This is a genomic window from Halorubrum salinarum, from assembly GCF_013267195.1.
Lineage (GTDB): Archaea > Halobacteriota > Halobacteria > Halobacteriales > Haloferacaceae > Halorubrum > Halorubrum salinarum.
Genome location: NZ_CP053941.1, coordinates 1,666,316 through 1,679,885, shown reverse-complemented (window position 1 = coordinate 1,679,885; position 13,570 = coordinate 1,666,316). Strand labels below are relative to the sequence as shown.

At 70.6% G+C, this 13,570-nt stretch carries 16 protein-coding genes; 6 read left to right on the top strand and 10 right to left on the bottom strand.

Translation table 11 applies throughout. The annotated features are described in order from the left end of the window. Positions 1 to 38: 38 nt before the first annotated feature. From HPS36_RS08485 to HPS36_RS08470, 4 genes are all read right to left on the bottom strand, one after another. Positions 39 to 482 (bottom strand): hypothetical protein, encoded by a 444-nt coding sequence (locus HPS36_RS08485; protein ID WP_173229791.1) that lies wholly within the window; start codon positions 480 to 482, stop codon positions 39 to 41. A gap of 91 nt (positions 483 to 573) precedes the next feature. Continuing rightward, complete coding sequence (locus tag HPS36_RS08480; protein ID WP_173229789.1) at positions 574 to 729, bottom strand: hypothetical protein; 156 nt, start codon at positions 727 to 729, stop codon at positions 574 to 576. Positions 730 to 824: 95 nt separating this feature from the next. Further along, positions 825 to 1,802, bottom strand: coding sequence for an aldo/keto reductase (locus HPS36_RS08475; protein WP_137716949.1), 978 nt, complete (start codon positions 1,800 to 1,802; stop codon positions 825 to 827). 89 nt (positions 1,803 to 1,891) lie between these two features. Beyond that, positions 1,892 to 2,086 (bottom strand): hypothetical protein, encoded by a 195-nt coding sequence (locus HPS36_RS08470; RefSeq protein WP_137716948.1) that lies wholly within the window; start codon positions 2,084 to 2,086, stop codon positions 1,892 to 1,894. Between the two features lie 123 nt (positions 2,087 to 2,209). On the opposite strand from HPS36_RS08470, the gene HPS36_RS08465 reads away from it, so the two are divergent. Continuing rightward, positions 2,210 to 3,934 carry a cryptochrome/photolyase family protein gene (locus HPS36_RS08465; protein ID WP_173229787.1) on the top strand — a complete coding sequence of 575 codons (1,725 nt, stop codon included), beginning with the start codon at positions 2,210 to 2,212 and terminating at the stop codon, positions 3,932 to 3,934. Positions 3,935 to 3,974: 40 nt separating this feature from the next. Here HPS36_RS08465 and HPS36_RS08460 read toward each other — a convergent pair whose 3' ends face one another. Then, positions 3,975 to 4,220 carry a hypothetical protein gene (locus HPS36_RS08460; RefSeq protein ID WP_173229785.1) on the bottom strand — a complete coding sequence of 82 codons (246 nt, stop codon included), beginning with the start codon at positions 4,218 to 4,220 and terminating at the stop codon, positions 3,975 to 3,977. A 75-nt stretch (positions 4,221 to 4,295) separates the two neighbouring features. Then, positions 4,296 to 4,475: a DUF7470 family protein gene (locus HPS36_RS08455; protein ID WP_137716945.1), complete on the bottom strand. Its 180-nt coding sequence runs from the start codon at positions 4,473 to 4,475 to the stop codon at positions 4,296 to 4,298. Positions 4,476 to 4,573: 98 nt separating this feature from the next. On the opposite strand from HPS36_RS08455, the gene eif1A reads away from it, so the two are divergent. After that, a complete protein-coding gene (gene eif1A / locus HPS36_RS08450; protein ID WP_004597376.1) occupies positions 4,574 to 4,864 on the top strand; it encodes a translation initiation factor eIF-1A in 291 nt (96 codons plus the stop codon). A gap of 335 nt (positions 4,865 to 5,199) precedes the next feature. Next, positions 5,200 to 6,099, top strand: coding sequence for an ATP-grasp domain-containing protein (locus HPS36_RS08445; RefSeq protein WP_173229783.1), 900 nt, complete (start codon positions 5,200 to 5,202; stop codon positions 6,097 to 6,099). A gap of 26 nt (positions 6,100 to 6,125) precedes the next feature. Here HPS36_RS08445 and HPS36_RS08440 read toward each other — a convergent pair whose 3' ends face one another. Beyond that, positions 6,126 to 6,506 (bottom strand): Hsp20/alpha crystallin family protein, encoded by a 381-nt coding sequence (locus HPS36_RS08440; RefSeq protein WP_137716943.1) that lies wholly within the window; start codon positions 6,504 to 6,506, stop codon positions 6,126 to 6,128. A 218-nt stretch (positions 6,507 to 6,724) separates the two neighbouring features. Between HPS36_RS08440 and gap the strand changes: the two genes are divergently transcribed. Together gap and HPS36_RS08430 are read left to right on the top strand one after the other, a co-directional pair. Continuing rightward, positions 6,725 to 7,777 (top strand): type I glyceraldehyde-3-phosphate dehydrogenase, encoded by a 1,053-nt coding sequence (gap, locus tag HPS36_RS08435; protein WP_137716942.1) that lies wholly within the window; start codon positions 6,725 to 6,727, stop codon positions 7,775 to 7,777. 92 nt (positions 7,778 to 7,869) lie between these two features. After that, positions 7,870 to 9,099 (top strand): phosphoglycerate kinase, encoded by a 1,230-nt coding sequence (locus HPS36_RS08430; protein WP_173229781.1) that lies wholly within the window; start codon positions 7,870 to 7,872, stop codon positions 9,097 to 9,099. Between the two features lie 29 nt (positions 9,100 to 9,128). On the opposite strand, the gene lrp is transcribed toward HPS36_RS08430, so the two are convergent. Beyond that, positions 9,129 to 9,587: an HTH-type transcriptional regulator Lrp gene (gene lrp, locus HPS36_RS08425; protein WP_004597351.1), complete on the bottom strand. Its 459-nt coding sequence runs from the start codon at positions 9,585 to 9,587 to the stop codon at positions 9,129 to 9,131. A 126-nt stretch (positions 9,588 to 9,713) separates the two neighbouring features. On the opposite strand from lrp, the gene glnA reads away from it, so the two are divergent. After that, positions 9,714 to 11,084: a type I glutamate--ammonia ligase gene (gene glnA, locus HPS36_RS08420; protein WP_053770537.1), complete on the top strand. Its 1,371-nt coding sequence runs from the start codon at positions 9,714 to 9,716 to the stop codon at positions 11,082 to 11,084. A 139-nt stretch (positions 11,085 to 11,223) separates the two neighbouring features. On the opposite strand, the gene HPS36_RS08415 is transcribed toward glnA, so the two are convergent. Further along, entirely contained in the window at positions 11,224 to 12,198 is a 975-nt protein-coding gene (locus HPS36_RS08415; protein ID WP_173229779.1) for a phosphatase PAP2 family protein, read from the bottom strand. 45 nt (positions 12,199 to 12,243) lie between these two features. Beyond that, positions 12,244 to 13,557, bottom strand: a complete 1,314-nt coding sequence (locus HPS36_RS08410) for a YihY/virulence factor BrkB family protein (protein WP_173229777.1) — start codon at positions 13,555 to 13,557, stop codon at positions 12,244 to 12,246. Positions 13,558 to 13,570: the final 13 nt, after the last annotated feature.

The window sequence follows — 13,570 nt, the reverse complement described above, 5'->3', positions numbered from 1 at the left end:
CGAAAGCGGAGGAAGACGGCGCGGGAACTGTCGGCGGCTCAGTCGTCTTCGAGCGCCTGCGCGATGCGCTGGAGCTGGCGCGTCGCGTCGCGGACCTCGTCGCGGAGCTGGCGCACCTCGCGGACGAGTTCCTCGTTGCCGCCGTCGTCGCCGCGGGCGCCCTGCTCGCCCTGCGCGCCGGGGCCGCCGCCCATGCCGGGCGGGCCGCCCGCGCCGCCGGGACCGCCGCCGCCCATCATGCCGGACATCATCTGCGCGAATGGGTTACCGCCGCCGCCACCGCCCATCCCCGGCGGGCCGCCGCCGCCCATCATCTCCTCGGGGTCGGGGCGGTCGCCCTCCTCGCGCTCCTGCTCGCGTCGCTCGCGGATCTCTTCGACGCGCTCGCGGAAGGACTTCTCCTCGCCGTCGTCGCCGTCGGCGGCGTCGCCCTGTTCGCCGGCCTCGCCGTTCTCGGGGTCGGTGGCGTCGTCGTCTGCCATGCGCCACGGTTCGGCGGCGCCGCCGAAAAGGGTTGCCGTGGCGTCCGCGACGGTGTATTTATACGTCGTCGTCGAGCGGCCTCGCCGGTCGTCAGGTCCGGACCATGCGGTGGCAGTTCGGACACTCCGTGGCCTCCGTGTTCCGGCCGGCCGCGGGCACGCGGTCGCCGCAGTTCGGACACCGCCTCCGGGCGCGGGCGTACTCCGTGCTCGACCGGACCGCGGAGCGGTCGCCGTCGTCGCTCATAGGTGCGTGCTATTGTTTACCACACAAATAGCTTGCCGGCATATCCCTAAAACACCATTTAGGCCGCGGACGGCGGCCCTCCGTGCCCGTCGTTCCTACTCGTGGCCGGAGACGCGGACCGGCTCGTACGGCGCTTCGAGCCACTCGACGTCCGAGTCGGAGAGGTCGACGTCGAGCGCCTCGACCGCGTCTTCGAGGTGTTCGACGCTGGTCGTCCCGACGATGGGCGTGTCGACCCACTCCTTGTGGAACAGCCACGCCAGGGCAATCTGCGCCATCTTAACGCCCTTCTCGGCGGCAAGCTCCTCGACGCGCTCGTTGACCTCGCGCCCGCCGCCCTCGCGGTACGGGTGCGCGTAGAGGTGCTCTTCGGTCTCGCCGCGGAGGGTGGCGTCCACCTCCTCGTGGGGGCGCGTCAGGTAGCCGCGCGCGAGCGGGCTCCACGGCATCACGCCGACGTTCTCCTTCTCGCAGAGCGGGAGCATCTCGCGTTCCTCCTCCCGGTACGCGAGGTTGTAGTGGTTCTGCATCGTGGCGAACCGCTCGTACCCCTCGCGCTCGCTGACGCGGAGCGACTCCGCGAACTGGTGGGCCCACATCGAGGAGGCGCCGACGTATCGCACGTCGCCGCGCCGCACCGCGTCGTCGAGCGCGGCCAGCGTCTCCTCGATCGGGGTGTCGTCGTCCCAGCGGTGGATCTGGTAGAGGTCGATCGTGTCGGTGCCGAGCCGGTCGAGAGAGTTCGACAGCTCCTGTTCGATCGCCTTCCGCGAGAGCCCGCCCGAGTTCGGGTTCGACTCGTCCATCTGGAAGTACCCCTTCGTCGCCACGACGAACTCGTCGCGGTCGTAGCCGTCGAGCGCCTCGCCGAGGACGCGCTCGCTCTCGCCGTTCGAGTACATGTTGGCGGTGTCGAAGAAGTTCACGCCGAGCTCGATCGCGCGCTCGACCAGCTCTTTCCCTTCTTCCTCGTCGAGGACCCACTCGCGCCAGTCGGGGTCCCCGAAGCTCATACAGCCGAGGCAGATCTTCGAGACGGTCGTCCCCGTGTTCCCGAGCGTCGTGTACTCCATGCCTCGATCAGTGCGAGGCGCGGCAAAAAGCTACGCGCGGCGGCGGGGGACGCGGGGAATCGGTCAGACCGCCGGCGGGCGTCGGCGCGTCAGTTGCGGAACGACGCGGTGTACACGAGGAACGCGCCAGTGAGGATGACGAACGCGAGGAACGTCACGAGCGCGAGCACGTTCGCGACCGGCGCCAGCGGCGCGAGGAAAGACTGGCCGGTCGAGTCGAGCACCAGGACGGCGAGGAGGGCGGCGATCAGGCCGAGCAGCCAGTTCGTGAGGATCTCGTCCATGACCCGCCCGACACGCGGGGGCGACAAAAAGCCGCGGATGCCGCGGCGGTGCTGGACGCTCGGCGATCGGGGAGATCCGCGGCGCCGCCGGAGCTATGTCGGTGGCGCCCGTGGATCGGTACCGTGAGCGACCGGACGACCTGCTGGCTACTCGGCGACCAGCTCAACCCCGACCTCGACGTCCTCGACGCGGCCGACGACGTGCTGCTGATCGAGGCCCACGGGTTCGCCGACCGGAGGCCGTACCACGCCCACAAGCTGACGCTCGTGTTCGCGGCGATGCGGCATTTCCGCGACGAGCTCCGCGAGCGCGGCCACGACGTGACCTACGTGCGGGCCGAGTCGTTCGGCGAGGGGCTCGACGAGTTCTTCGCGGAGCGGGACCCGAGCGGAGGAGACGGCGGCGACGGCCCGCGACTGCGGCTCATGCGCCCCGCGAGCCACGGCGCCGGCGAGCGGCTCCGCGAGCTTGTCGCCGAGCGCGGCGGGACCCTCGACCTCGTCGACAACGAGCTGTTCTGGACGACGCCGGGCGACTGGCGCGAGTGGGCGGGGGAGTCGAGAGCGAGCGACGACGGACCGCTCGTCGGCGACGACGGCGCCGCCGAGCGGAGCTACCGACAGGAGAACTGGTACCGACACGTCCGCCGCGAGACCGGCGTGTTGATGGACGACGGCGACCCGGTCGGCGGGGAGTGGAACTACGACGACCTGAACCAGGAGACCCCGCCGGACGACTGGGAGCCGCCGGCGCGGCCGACGTTCGAGCCGGACGAGCTGACCCGCGAGACCCACGCGTGGGTGTGCGACCGGTTCGACACGTGGGGCAACGACTCGCTCGACGAGTTCGCGTGGCCGGTCACCCGCGGGGAGGCCCTGGAGGCGCTGAACGCGTTCGTCCGCGACGGGCTGCCCGCGTTCGGCCGCTACGAGGACGCGATGGTCGCCGGCGAGCCGTTCCTCTCGCACTCGGTGCTCTCGCCGGCGATCAACCTCGGGCTGCTCGACCCGCGCGAGCCGGTCCGGGCGGTCGAGCGCGCCTACGCGGAGCGCGGGGTCGAGCCGGGCGGGTACGACCCGGCGGAGCACGGCGCGTCGGGCGGGGCGACGGCGTCGCTCGACGACTTCGGCGACGGCGGGGACGGCGCGAACGACGCCGACGGCGGGGACGGCGCGGAGTCGACGGACCCGGCGCCCGTCCCGCTCAACGCCGCGGAGGGGTTCATCAGGCAGGTGATCGGCTGGCGGGAGTTCGTGCGCCACGTCTACCGCGAGGCGATGCCGGAGCTGGCCGACGCGAACCGGTTGGAGCAGGGCCGGGACCTGCCGCCCGCGTACTGGGACGGCGACACCGACATGCGGTGTCTCTCCGAGGCGGTCGACCATGTCCGCGAGTACGGCTACGCCCACCACATCGAGCGGCTGATGGTGCTGTCGAACTTCGCGCTGGTGTACGGCGCCGACCCGGCCGAACTGAACGAGTGGTTCCACCTCGGGTTCGTCGACGCGTACCACTGGGTGACGACGCCGAACGTCGTCGCGATGGGATCGTTCGGCACGGACGTGCTCTCCTCGAAGCCGTACGCCTCCTCGGGGAGCTACGTCAACCGCATGAGCGACCACTGCGCGGACTGCCCGTACGCCGTCTCGCGGACCACGGGCGAGGGCGCCTGCCCGTTCAACGCGCTCTACTGGGACTTCCTGAAGGAGAACGAGGAGACGCTGCGCGGCACCGGGCGGATGGGGCTGATGTACTCGCACGTCGACGACAAGGACGACGCGGAGTGGGAGTCGATCCGCGAGCGCGCGGCCCGGGTGCGCGAGCTGGCGGCCGACGGAGAGCTGTGAGCGCTCGGGGAGCGTGCGGGACCGAGGGGAGAAGTGGGTCCTACTCGCCGCTCGCGAGCCGACGCAGCCGCGGGAGCGCCTGCTCGTAGCCGAGCCCGACGAGTCCGACGTACAGCGCGAGCAGTCCCATGCCGACGGCCCAGGCGCCGAGCACGAGGTCGCCGCCCGAGACCGCGGAGAGCCCGAACCGTTCGAGCACGACGCCGACCGCGGCGGCCGCGCCGGCGCCGAGGGTGACGGCGAGGAGTTCGACGAGTTCGACCGCGACGGCGGGTACTTCGACCATACCGGAGGGGAACGGTCGGTGATTATGACTCTTTCGGGACGCCGGGATTCCGCGCTCGGGGCGACCGCGGCGGCGTCACTTCAGTCCGAACGACCGCATGGCGGTGTCGACGAGTCCTTTCGCGATCAGCGCGAGGCCGGCGATCAGCACCATCATCGCCCCGGCGATGACCGGGTCGCGGACGGCGATGATACCGACGGCGACGACGACGGCGAGGAGGCCGGCGATGCCTTCGAGTCCGAGCGTGTCACGCATGTCGTCGGGTGGTCGTCGGTCGTGCTTAAAAGGGGCGGATGCGCGCTCCGGCGGAGAGCGGCCCTTTTATTTCGACGAGCGCGTATCACCGCGTACGCATGAGCAACGGAGACGGCGGCGGTCGGAACGACCTCCGGATGCCCGACGACGACGAGGTGTTCGCGGAGGTCGTCGAGATGCTCGGCGCGAACCGGGTCAAGGTGCGCTGCGCGGACGGGAAACAGCGAACCGCCCGCATCCCCGGTCGCATGCAGAAGCGCGTGTGGATCCGCGAAGACGACATCGTCCTCGTCGAGCCGTGGGACTGGCAGGACGAGAAGGCCGACATCTCGTGGCGCTACGAGAAGAGCGAGGCGGAACAGCTCCGCGAGGAAGGCCACCTACAATAGATCGGTAGACGTAGACCGGTTGAGAACATCGTCAAGTACCTGGTCGGGTGTTTATAAATCACTGACACCGGGTAGACCGCGATCGCCTCCAAAGCCCCGGCCTCGCCGCTGGCACCCACCGCTTCGCTCCGGGAGCCAGCGACCCCAGCGAGAATCGAAGATTCTCTGGCAGCCGGCGGCTCCGCCGCCGGCGACCTCGCGCGTGCTGTCTCGCGACCGCATCCGGCGGCCGCTCGCAGGCACGCGCCACCGCGTACCGTAACCTGTCGGTGTGCTCGCCGCCGTCGTCGCACCGCTCACGCGGTTTTTAAGTCCGAACGGGCCCCAGCGAGCGTATGCTCCGGCTCGCGATGACCACCGACGCGGAGACGTTCGAGCGCGTGCGCGAGCCGCTCGCGGACCGCGGCATCGACGTGGGCCACGTTCAGGCGAAAGAGCGGACGCTGCGGGTCTCGGAGGACGAGACCGGCGAGGGAGTTCCGGCCGACTCCGACGAGTTTGCCGGCTTCGACGTGGGACTCGTCTACCCCACCCGCCTGATGGAAGGCGCGGTCGTCGACGAGCGCCTCGGCGTCCCGTGGGTGAACGGCCGGGACGCGGTCGTGACCTCGCGGAACAAGGCGGGCGTGCTCGCGACGCTGTCGGCCGCGGGCCTGCCCACGCCGAAGACGACGCTCGTGTCGAACCCCGTCGACGAGTCGGCCGTCGTCGACGCCGCCGCGGAGTTCTCCTATCCCGTCGTCGTGAAGCCGAACTCCGCGACCCGGGGCGTCGGCGTCGCGACCGCGACCGACCTCGACTCCCTGCTCGGCGTCGTCGACTACCTGAACCTGATCCACGACTACCGCGCCACCGGCGACAAGTCGTACCTGATCCAGGAGTACCTCCCCGACGCGCGCGACTACCGGGCGATGGTCGTCGACGGCGCGTACGCCGGGGCGGTCGAGCGCGTCCTCGACGACGACGCGCTCGCGGCCGGCCGGTGGAAGCACAACGTCCACCGCGGCGCGACCGCCCGCGGCGTCGACCTCGACCCCGAGGCGCGCGACCTCGCCGAGCGCGCGGCCGCGACGCTCGGGATCGACTACCTCGGCGTCGACCTGCTCGCGACGGGCGACCGGCTCGTCGTCAACGAGACGAACGCGCGGCCGACCGTCGACGCCGCGACGAAGTACGAGGACGGCTTCTACGACCGGTTCGCGGCGCTGATCCGACGGACGGCGAACGGGGAGTAACGGAGCGGCGGCGAGCGGCCGCGGACTCAGACCAGGTCGATCGACGCGCTGTCGTCGTCGCGGTCGAACGAGACCTCGAGGACGCCGTTGTTGAACGTCGCGTCCGCGGAGTGCTCGTCGACGGGGGCGGGGAGCTCGACCGTCTCGTCGTACTCGCGCCGGTCGGAGACCGCGGAGATGGTGAGCGCGTCGCCGTCGCAGCGCAGCGAGAGGTCGTCCTTCGAGACGGCGGGGAGGTCGGCGACGAGACGCACCGACTCCTCGGTGGTGTACGCGTCGACGTGGGTGTCGGAGCCGAACCCGGCGTCGTCGGCCGACGGGGCGTCCGCGTTGGCCATCTCGTTCATCATCCGCTCGATCTCCTCGAAGAAGTCTCCGAACGGATCGTCGCGGTCGTCTCTGTCCATACCTTCCGTGAAGTCGGTGACCCCGATAAGCCTTCTGTCGGTCGCCGTATCGGCCGCTATCCGCCCCGTGCCGGGGGACCGGCGGTCGGCGTCGGGCGACGGCGCTCGGCCGACCGCGCCGGCGATCGGCGACACCGAGCGTAACAAATTCCAACGATTATGACGGTCTCGGCGCGACTGGGCCGGATTTAAGTAGTTGCGTCTCGGCTTTTTCGAACATGAGTAAATCGTATCTGTCTGCCGGTGACGACGTGAGCGACGACGAGGTCGTGCGGGTGGGGCTCAACGGCTTCGGTCGCATCGGGCGCAACGTGTTCCGCGCGGTGGTAGAGCACCCGCGGATCGAGCTCGTCGGGATCAACGACGTGATGGACTTCGACGACATGGGGTACCTCGCGAAGTACGACACCGTCATGGGCCGGCTCGACGGCGTCGAGCGCGACGGCGACGAGCTGACGGTCGGCGGCACGTCGGTCCCGCTGTTCAACGTTCAGGACCCCGCGGACCTCCCCTGGGACGAGCTCGACGTCGACGTCGCCTTGGAGTGTACGGGGGTCTTCCGCACCCGCGACGACGCGAGCGCGCACCTCGACGGCGGCGCGGACACCGTGATCATCTCGGCGCCCCCGAAGGGCGAGAAGCCGGTCAAACAGCTCGTCTACGGCGTCAACCACGACGAGTACGACGGCGACGACGTGGTCTCGAACGCCTCCTGTACCACGAACTCCATCACGCCGGTCGCGAAGGTGCTCGACGCGGAGTTCGGCATCGACGCCGGCACCCTCACCACCGTCCACGCCTACACCGGCTCGCAGAGCCTCATCGACGGCCCGATGAGCAAGCGGCGCCGCGGGCGCGCCGCCGCGGAGAACATCGTCCCCACGTCGACGGGCGCCGCGGGCGCCGCACAGAAGGTCCTCCCGCAGCTCGAGGGCAAGATCGACGGGATGGCGATGCGCGTCCCGGTCCCCACCGGCTCGATCACCGAGTTCGTCGTCAGCCTCGACGAGACGGTCACCGAAGAGGAGGTCAACGCGGCCTTCCGCGACGCCGCGGACTCCGGCCCGCTCGCGGGCGTCCTCGGCTACACCGACGAGGAGGTCGTCTCCTCCGACATCGTCGGCCTCCCCTTCTCCAGCTACGTCGACCTCCAGTCGACGAACGTCGTCGCCGGCGGGAAGCTGCTGAAGATCCTCACCTGGTACGACAACGAGTACGGCTTCTCGAACCGGATGCTCGACATGGCCGCGTACGTCCACGACGAGGCGTAAGCGCGGCCTCCCGCCCGGCCCCGAACCGCTTCCCGACGGCACCGCGCCCCGGAGCGCCACCGCTTAAGTGACCCATCGACGACCGTTCACCCATGCCCACCTTCGACACCATCGACGACCTCCCGGCAGACAGTCGCGTCCTCGTCCGACTGGACCTCAACTCCCCCATCGAGGACGGTGAGCCGCAGGACAACCGCCGGTTCGAGCGCCACGCCGAAACCGTCCGCGAGCTGGCCGACGCCGACCACCGCGTCGTCCTCATGGCCCATCAGGGACGCCCGGGCCGCGACGACTTCACGTCGCTCGCCGGTCACGCAGACATCCTCGCCGACCACGTCGGCCGCGACGTGGCGTTCGTGGCCGACACGTACGGCGAGGCGGCGCTGGACGCCATCGACGCGCTCGGCCCGGGCGAGGTCCTCTTACTGGAGAACACCCGGATGTGCGAGGACGAGCTCCCGGAGGCGTCGCCGGAGGAGAAGGCTGAGACCGAGTTCGTCCGGACCCTGGCCCCGCGCTTCGACGCGTACGTCAACGACGCGTACTCGGCGGCCCACCGGAAGCACGCCTCGCTGGTCGGCTTCCCGCTGGCCCTCCCCGCGTACGCGGGCCGCGTGATGGAGACGGAGTACGAGGCCAACACCGCCATCGCGACCCGGGAGTTCGACGGGCCGGTCACGATGGTCGTCGGCGGGACGAAGGCGACGGACGTGATCGGCGTGATGGACGCCTTAGACGACCGCGTCGACCGCTTCCTCCTCGGCGGCGTCGCCGGCGAGCTCTTCTTGCGCGCCGCGGGGCACCCCGTCGGGCGCGACGTGGGGGAGATGGACCTGTTCGACGAGCAGTGGGAGGGGAACCGCGAGCTGATCGAGTCGGTCCTCGACGAGCGCGGCGACGCGGTCCGGCTCGCGAGCGACCTCGCGTACGAGGGGGCCGACGGCGACCGCGCCGAGGTCGCCGTCGACGACGTCGAGGAGAAGCGGGAGGCGTTCCTCGACGTGGGCGCCGCGACGGTCGCCGACTACGAGCCGGCGATCCGCGAGTCCGACGCCGTCTTCGTGAAGGGCGCGCTCGGCGTCTTCGAGGACGAGCGGTTCGCCGACGGCACCGTCGGCGTCCTCGAGGCCATCGCCGAGACGGACTGCTTCTCGGTCGTCGGCGGCGGCGACACCTCGCGCGCCATCGAGATGTACGGCCTGAGCGAGGACGACTTCTCGCACGTCTCCATCGCGGGCGGCGCGTACATCCGCGCGCTGACCGGCGAGCCGCTCCCGGCGGTTGAGGTCTTGGAGGCGGCGGCGGAGCGGCGAGAGCGGTAGGCGGGGAATCGGTCCGAATCCGGGGCGAATTACTCCTCGACGTCGAGGTCGAACTGCTCGTTTTCCGTGACCGCGTTGAGGACGACGCTCGTGTTCGACTCGCGGATGTCGGCGTCCGTGAGGATCGACTTGATCTGGTCGTTCATGCCGTCCGTGTCGGTGAACTTCCCGATGGCGATCACGTCGTAGTCGCCGGTGACCTCGTAGACGCTCACCATCTGCTTCTCCTGGCGCAGCTTCTCGGTGACGTCCGGCAGCGCGCTCCCCTCGACTTTGAGCTGGAGCACCGCGGTCACGTCGTAACCGAGCTTGTCGTAGTCGACGACGGGCGTGTACCCGCGGATCACGCCCTCCTCTTCGAGGTCGCGGAGGTGGTTCGAGACGGTCGTCACGGACACGTCGAGCTCGTCGCCCAGGCTCCGGAGGCTCGCGCGGCCGTTGCTGAGCAGCGAGTTAATGAGCTTCGCGTCGAGGTTTTCGTACGTCATCACACCCAACCACGCTTTCGGGGGTTTAGAATTTTACGAACGTCCAGCAGTTTTGCCTGTCCGGCGGTTCATGCGCCAAGCGATAAGGCCTTTATACTGGCAGATAACGAATCAAACGTCCAGAACATGACGGACGAACAAGCGAAACCGGACGGCGGCCTCACGGCCGAGGAACAGGCTGTACTCGACGAGATCGAAGAGAAGAACGTCGACTTCCTGCGGCTACAGTTCACCGACATCCTCGGCGTCGTGAAGAACGTCTCCGTGCCCGCCCACCAGGCGGAGAAGGCGTTCACCGAAGGCATCTACTTCGACGGCTCCTCCATCGAGGGGTTCGTGCGTATCCAGGAGTCGGACATGCGGCTCGTCCCCGACCCCGACACGTTCGCGGTGCTCCCGTGGCGCAGCGACGGCGACGGCGACAGCGGCGCCGCGCGGCTCATCTGTGACATCGTCGACACCGACGGCGAGCCGTTCGCCGGCGGTCCGCGGCAGGTGCTCAAGAGCGTCCTCGCGGAGGCCGAGGAGATGGGCTACTCCGTCTCGATCGGTCCGGAGCCGGAGTTCTTCCTGTTCGAGAAGGACGAGGACGGCAACGCGACCACGATCCCGCACGACAACGGCGGCTACTTCGACCTCGCCCCGAAGGACCTCGCGTCCGACGTGCGCAAGGAGATCATCTTCACGTTAGAGGAGATGGGCTTCGAGATCGAGGCCTCGCACCACGAGGTCGCCGAGGGCCAACACGAGATCAACTTCAAGTACGACGACGCGCTCTCGACCGCGGACAACATCGCGACGTTCCGCGCCGTCGTCCGTGCCGTCGCCGAGCAGCACGACCTCCACGCGACGTTCATGCCCAAGCCCATCGCCGACATCAACGGCTCGGGCATGCACAGCCACATCTCGCTGTTCGACGAGGACGGCAACGCCTTCGCCGACGACGACGACGAGTTCAACCTGAGCGAGACCGCCTACCAGTTCATGGGCGGCATCCTGAACCACGCGCCCGCGTTCACGGCCGTGACGAACCCGACAGTGAACTCCTACAAGCGGCTGGTGCCCGGCTACGAGGCGCCGATCTACGTCGCCTGGTCCGACACGAACCGCTCGGCGCTCGTCCGCGTCCCCGACGCCGCGGGCGTCTCCGCGCGCTTCGAGGTCCGCAGCCCCGACCCGTCCTGTAACCCCTACCTCGGGATGGCGTCGCTCATCGCCGCCGGCCTCGACGGGATCAAGACCGGCGCCGACCCCGGCGACCCGGTCCGCGAGGACATCTACGAGTTCGACGACGAGAAGCGCCAGGAGTACGGCATCGAGACGCTGCCGCCGAACCTCGGCGCCGCCGTCGAGGAGCTGGAGGCCGACGAGGTGCTCCAGGAGGCGCTCGGGCCCCACACCTCCGAGAAGTTCGCCGAGGCGAAGTCCCAGGAGTTCAGCGAGTACCTCACCCAGGTGTCGCAGTGGGAGGAGGACCGCTACCTGGAGACCTTCTGAGGCGACGGCCCGGCCCGTCGGCGCACAGCACTCGTTCGACTCGCCTTCGATTTTTTTCGCGGTTCGCCGTCACGCTCCCAGACAGACACCGGTACGTCCGGCTGGGCCGCTACGGCGCGTGGACGAACGTCGAGACCGCTCAGGCCGTCCGGCCCGCGTATCGGGGCAGCGCCGGCAACGCGACGACGGCGACCACGGCGGCGGTGGTCGCGACCAGCGTCACGGGGAGCGTCCCCGCGAGCGCGTAGGCGCCGACCCAGAGCCCGCCCGTGACCGCGAGCGCCGGGACCGCGACCCGGACCGGGACCGCGGGCTCGTCGCCCTCGACGAGCCGCCAGCCGACCGCGCCGCCGGCGCCGGTGGCGATCCCGATCCCCGCCTCGACGACCTCGCCGGTGTACCCGCCGGCGACGGCGACTGCCAGCGCGCCGGTCGAGACGACCGCCGCGAGGAGGAACGCCGGCGCGGGGTTCAGGTCGGCGGTGGGGCCGGCGGCCGTCTCCGCGCTCGCCGAGCGGCGGACCCGCGGGTCGCCGGCCAGCCACAGCGCGACGGCGACCGTCCCCGCGCCGACGGCGAGCCCTGCGAGCACGTCGACGAGGAAGTGGACCTCGATGACCACCCGCGAGGCCGCGACGGCGACCGCGACCGCCCCGGCGGCGAGGTAGCGGGCGCGGTCCGTCCAGAGCCGGTCGTACAGCAGCGCCAGCGCGAGGTACGCGGCCGCGCCGCCGGTGGCGTGGCCGCTCGGGAAGCCGAACCCGTCCGAGAGCACCTGCGCCTCGTACCACCCCGTCAGCAGCGCTGGGAGCCACGTCGGCACGTCGGCGGGCGGCATCGCGCCGGGCGGTCGGGGGACCGCGAACCACGCCTTCCCGAGCGCCGTCGCGGCGTACGCGCAGGTGACGGCCGCGATGGCCGTCGCGCCGGCGCGGCGCGGCGACCCCGCGACCCCCTCGCTCGCGAACCAGTAGCCGACCGCGAGCAGCGCGAAGAGGAACCACGGGTCCGCGAGGTGAGTGACGGCCGCGAAGAGGACGACGACGAACTCGGGGAGGGCGTCGACGACCGCGGTCTCGCCGAGCCCGCGCTCGGCGGCGACGATCCCGGTCACGGGTCGGTCACTCCGGAGGTCGTCGCGAGCGCGGCGGTCGTCGCGTCAGTCATCGCCGCGGCGGCGGGCGTAGTCGAGCGCCTTGCCGGGCGTCTCGATCAGGTTGAGGCCGATGCCGACGACGACGAATATCGTGTACAGCCCGAGCGTCGACAGCCCGAGGACGACGATGGCGCCGACCGCGTAGATCCCCTGTAGCGAGGTCAGCGCCGCGAGCGTCAGCACGGTGCCGTACAGCAGCACGAGGTACGGCCCCCAGCCGCGGGCGTGACCGCGCCGCATCCGCGAGCGGACGTACCGCTTCAGCTCCGACTCGACCTCCGGCTTGTCGACCGTGCGGCGTTCCACGTCGTCCTCGAACTCGTCGAGCTGCGACCGCAGCTCGCGGACCTCCGCTTCCAGGGCGGCGACGTCCGGCGCGCCGCGCGGCCGTTCGCCGTCGTCCCCGTCGGGGTCCGACTCGCCGTTCATACCCGTGGGTCGGTCGCGGTCCTGTTGTAACTGCCGGTCCGCGGCGTCGTTCGGGAGGCCGGCCGGGCCGGCGTCCCGGTCGGTCGGTCGGCCCTCGCCGTCGTCGCCGCGGTCGGCGAGCACGACGTTGACCACGCCGCCGAGGACGACGACGACCGCCGCGAGGTACAGCCAGGTGACGAGGAGGAGGATCCCGCCGATGACGCCGTACACCTGGTACTGCGCGGCGCCCGCGGCGTACACCTGGAACCCGGCCTGGAGCAGCGTCCAGCCGACGGCCGCGAACGCCGCGCCCGGCAGCGCCTCGCGGACGCCGACCGCCGGCTGCGGGAGCAGGTAGTACATCGGGAGGAACACGACCGCGAGGAGGGCGGGCAACGCGAGGACGCTCGCGGTCTCGACCAGCGGGAGCGCGTCAGCGGCCGCGACGAACGCGCCGACGGCGACCATCGCGCCGAGGCCGAGACCCACGCCGACGACGACCGAGGCGGCGTCCGCGACCTGCCTGAGGAACCCGGGCGTCTGGTCGCCGCCGTACAGCGAGACGAACGCCGTGTCGAGCCCGCGGAACACCTTCAGCGTCGACCAGAGCAGTACCCCGACGCCGAGCAGGCTCGCGCCGGTCCGGCCGCCGGCCGAGGAGACCGCGACGACGACCGCCTCCTCCCCGGCCGGCGTGAGGAAGTCGCCGGTCGCCGCGACCAGCTGCGCGGCGATGGTCTCGCCGAAGACCGCGGTGGCGACGACGACGAGCAGCAGGAGCGCGGGGACGAGCGAGACGAACGCGTAGTAGGCGATGGCCGCGGCGAGGAACGTCACCTGGCGGTCGATCGCGAGGTCGGCGACGCGCCGGACCGTGCCGAACGCGGTGCGCGAGTGTCGGGACACGCCCCCCCTTCGG

Bases quoted from the DNA above. Each gene is read 5' to 3' on its own strand.
- HPS36_RS08485 (WP_173229791.1), bottom strand. From the start codon at position 482: ATGGCAGACGACGACGCCACCGACCCCGAGAACGGCGAGGCCGGCGAA.
- HPS36_RS08480 (WP_173229789.1), bottom strand. From the start codon at position 729: ATGAGCGACGACGGCGACCGCTCCGCGGTCCGGTCGAGCACGGAGTAC.
- HPS36_RS08475 (WP_137716949.1), bottom strand. From the start codon at position 1,802: ATGGAGTACACGACGCTCGGGAACACGGGGACGACCGTCTCGAAGATC.
- HPS36_RS08470 (WP_137716948.1), bottom strand. From the start codon at position 2,086: ATGGACGAGATCCTCACGAACTGGCTGCTCGGCCTGATCGCCGCCCTC.
- HPS36_RS08460 (WP_173229785.1), bottom strand. From the start codon at position 4,220: ATGGTCGAAGTACCCGCCGTCGCGGTCGAACTCGTCGAACTCCTCGCC.
- HPS36_RS08455 (WP_137716945.1), bottom strand. From the start codon at position 4,475: ATGCGTGACACGCTCGGACTCGAAGGCATCGCCGGCCTCCTCGCCGTC.
- eif1A (WP_004597376.1), top strand. From the start codon at position 4,574: ATGAGCAACGGAGACGGCGGCGGTCGGAACGACCTCCGGATGCCCGAC.
- HPS36_RS08445 (WP_173229783.1), top strand. From the start codon at position 5,200: ATGCTCCGGCTCGCGATGACCACCGACGCGGAGACGTTCGAGCGCGTG.
- HPS36_RS08440 (WP_137716943.1), bottom strand. From the start codon at position 6,506: ATGGACAGAGACGACCGCGACGATCCGTTCGGAGACTTCTTCGAGGAG.
- gap (WP_137716942.1), top strand. From the start codon at position 6,725: ATGAGTAAATCGTATCTGTCTGCCGGTGACGACGTGAGCGACGACGAG.
- HPS36_RS08430 (WP_173229781.1), top strand. From the start codon at position 7,870: ATGCCCACCTTCGACACCATCGACGACCTCCCGGCAGACAGTCGCGTC.
- lrp (WP_004597351.1), bottom strand. From the start codon at position 9,587: ATGACGTACGAAAACCTCGACGCGAAGCTCATTAACTCGCTGCTCAGC.
- glnA (WP_053770537.1), top strand. From the start codon at position 9,714: ATGACGGACGAACAAGCGAAACCGGACGGCGGCCTCACGGCCGAGGAA.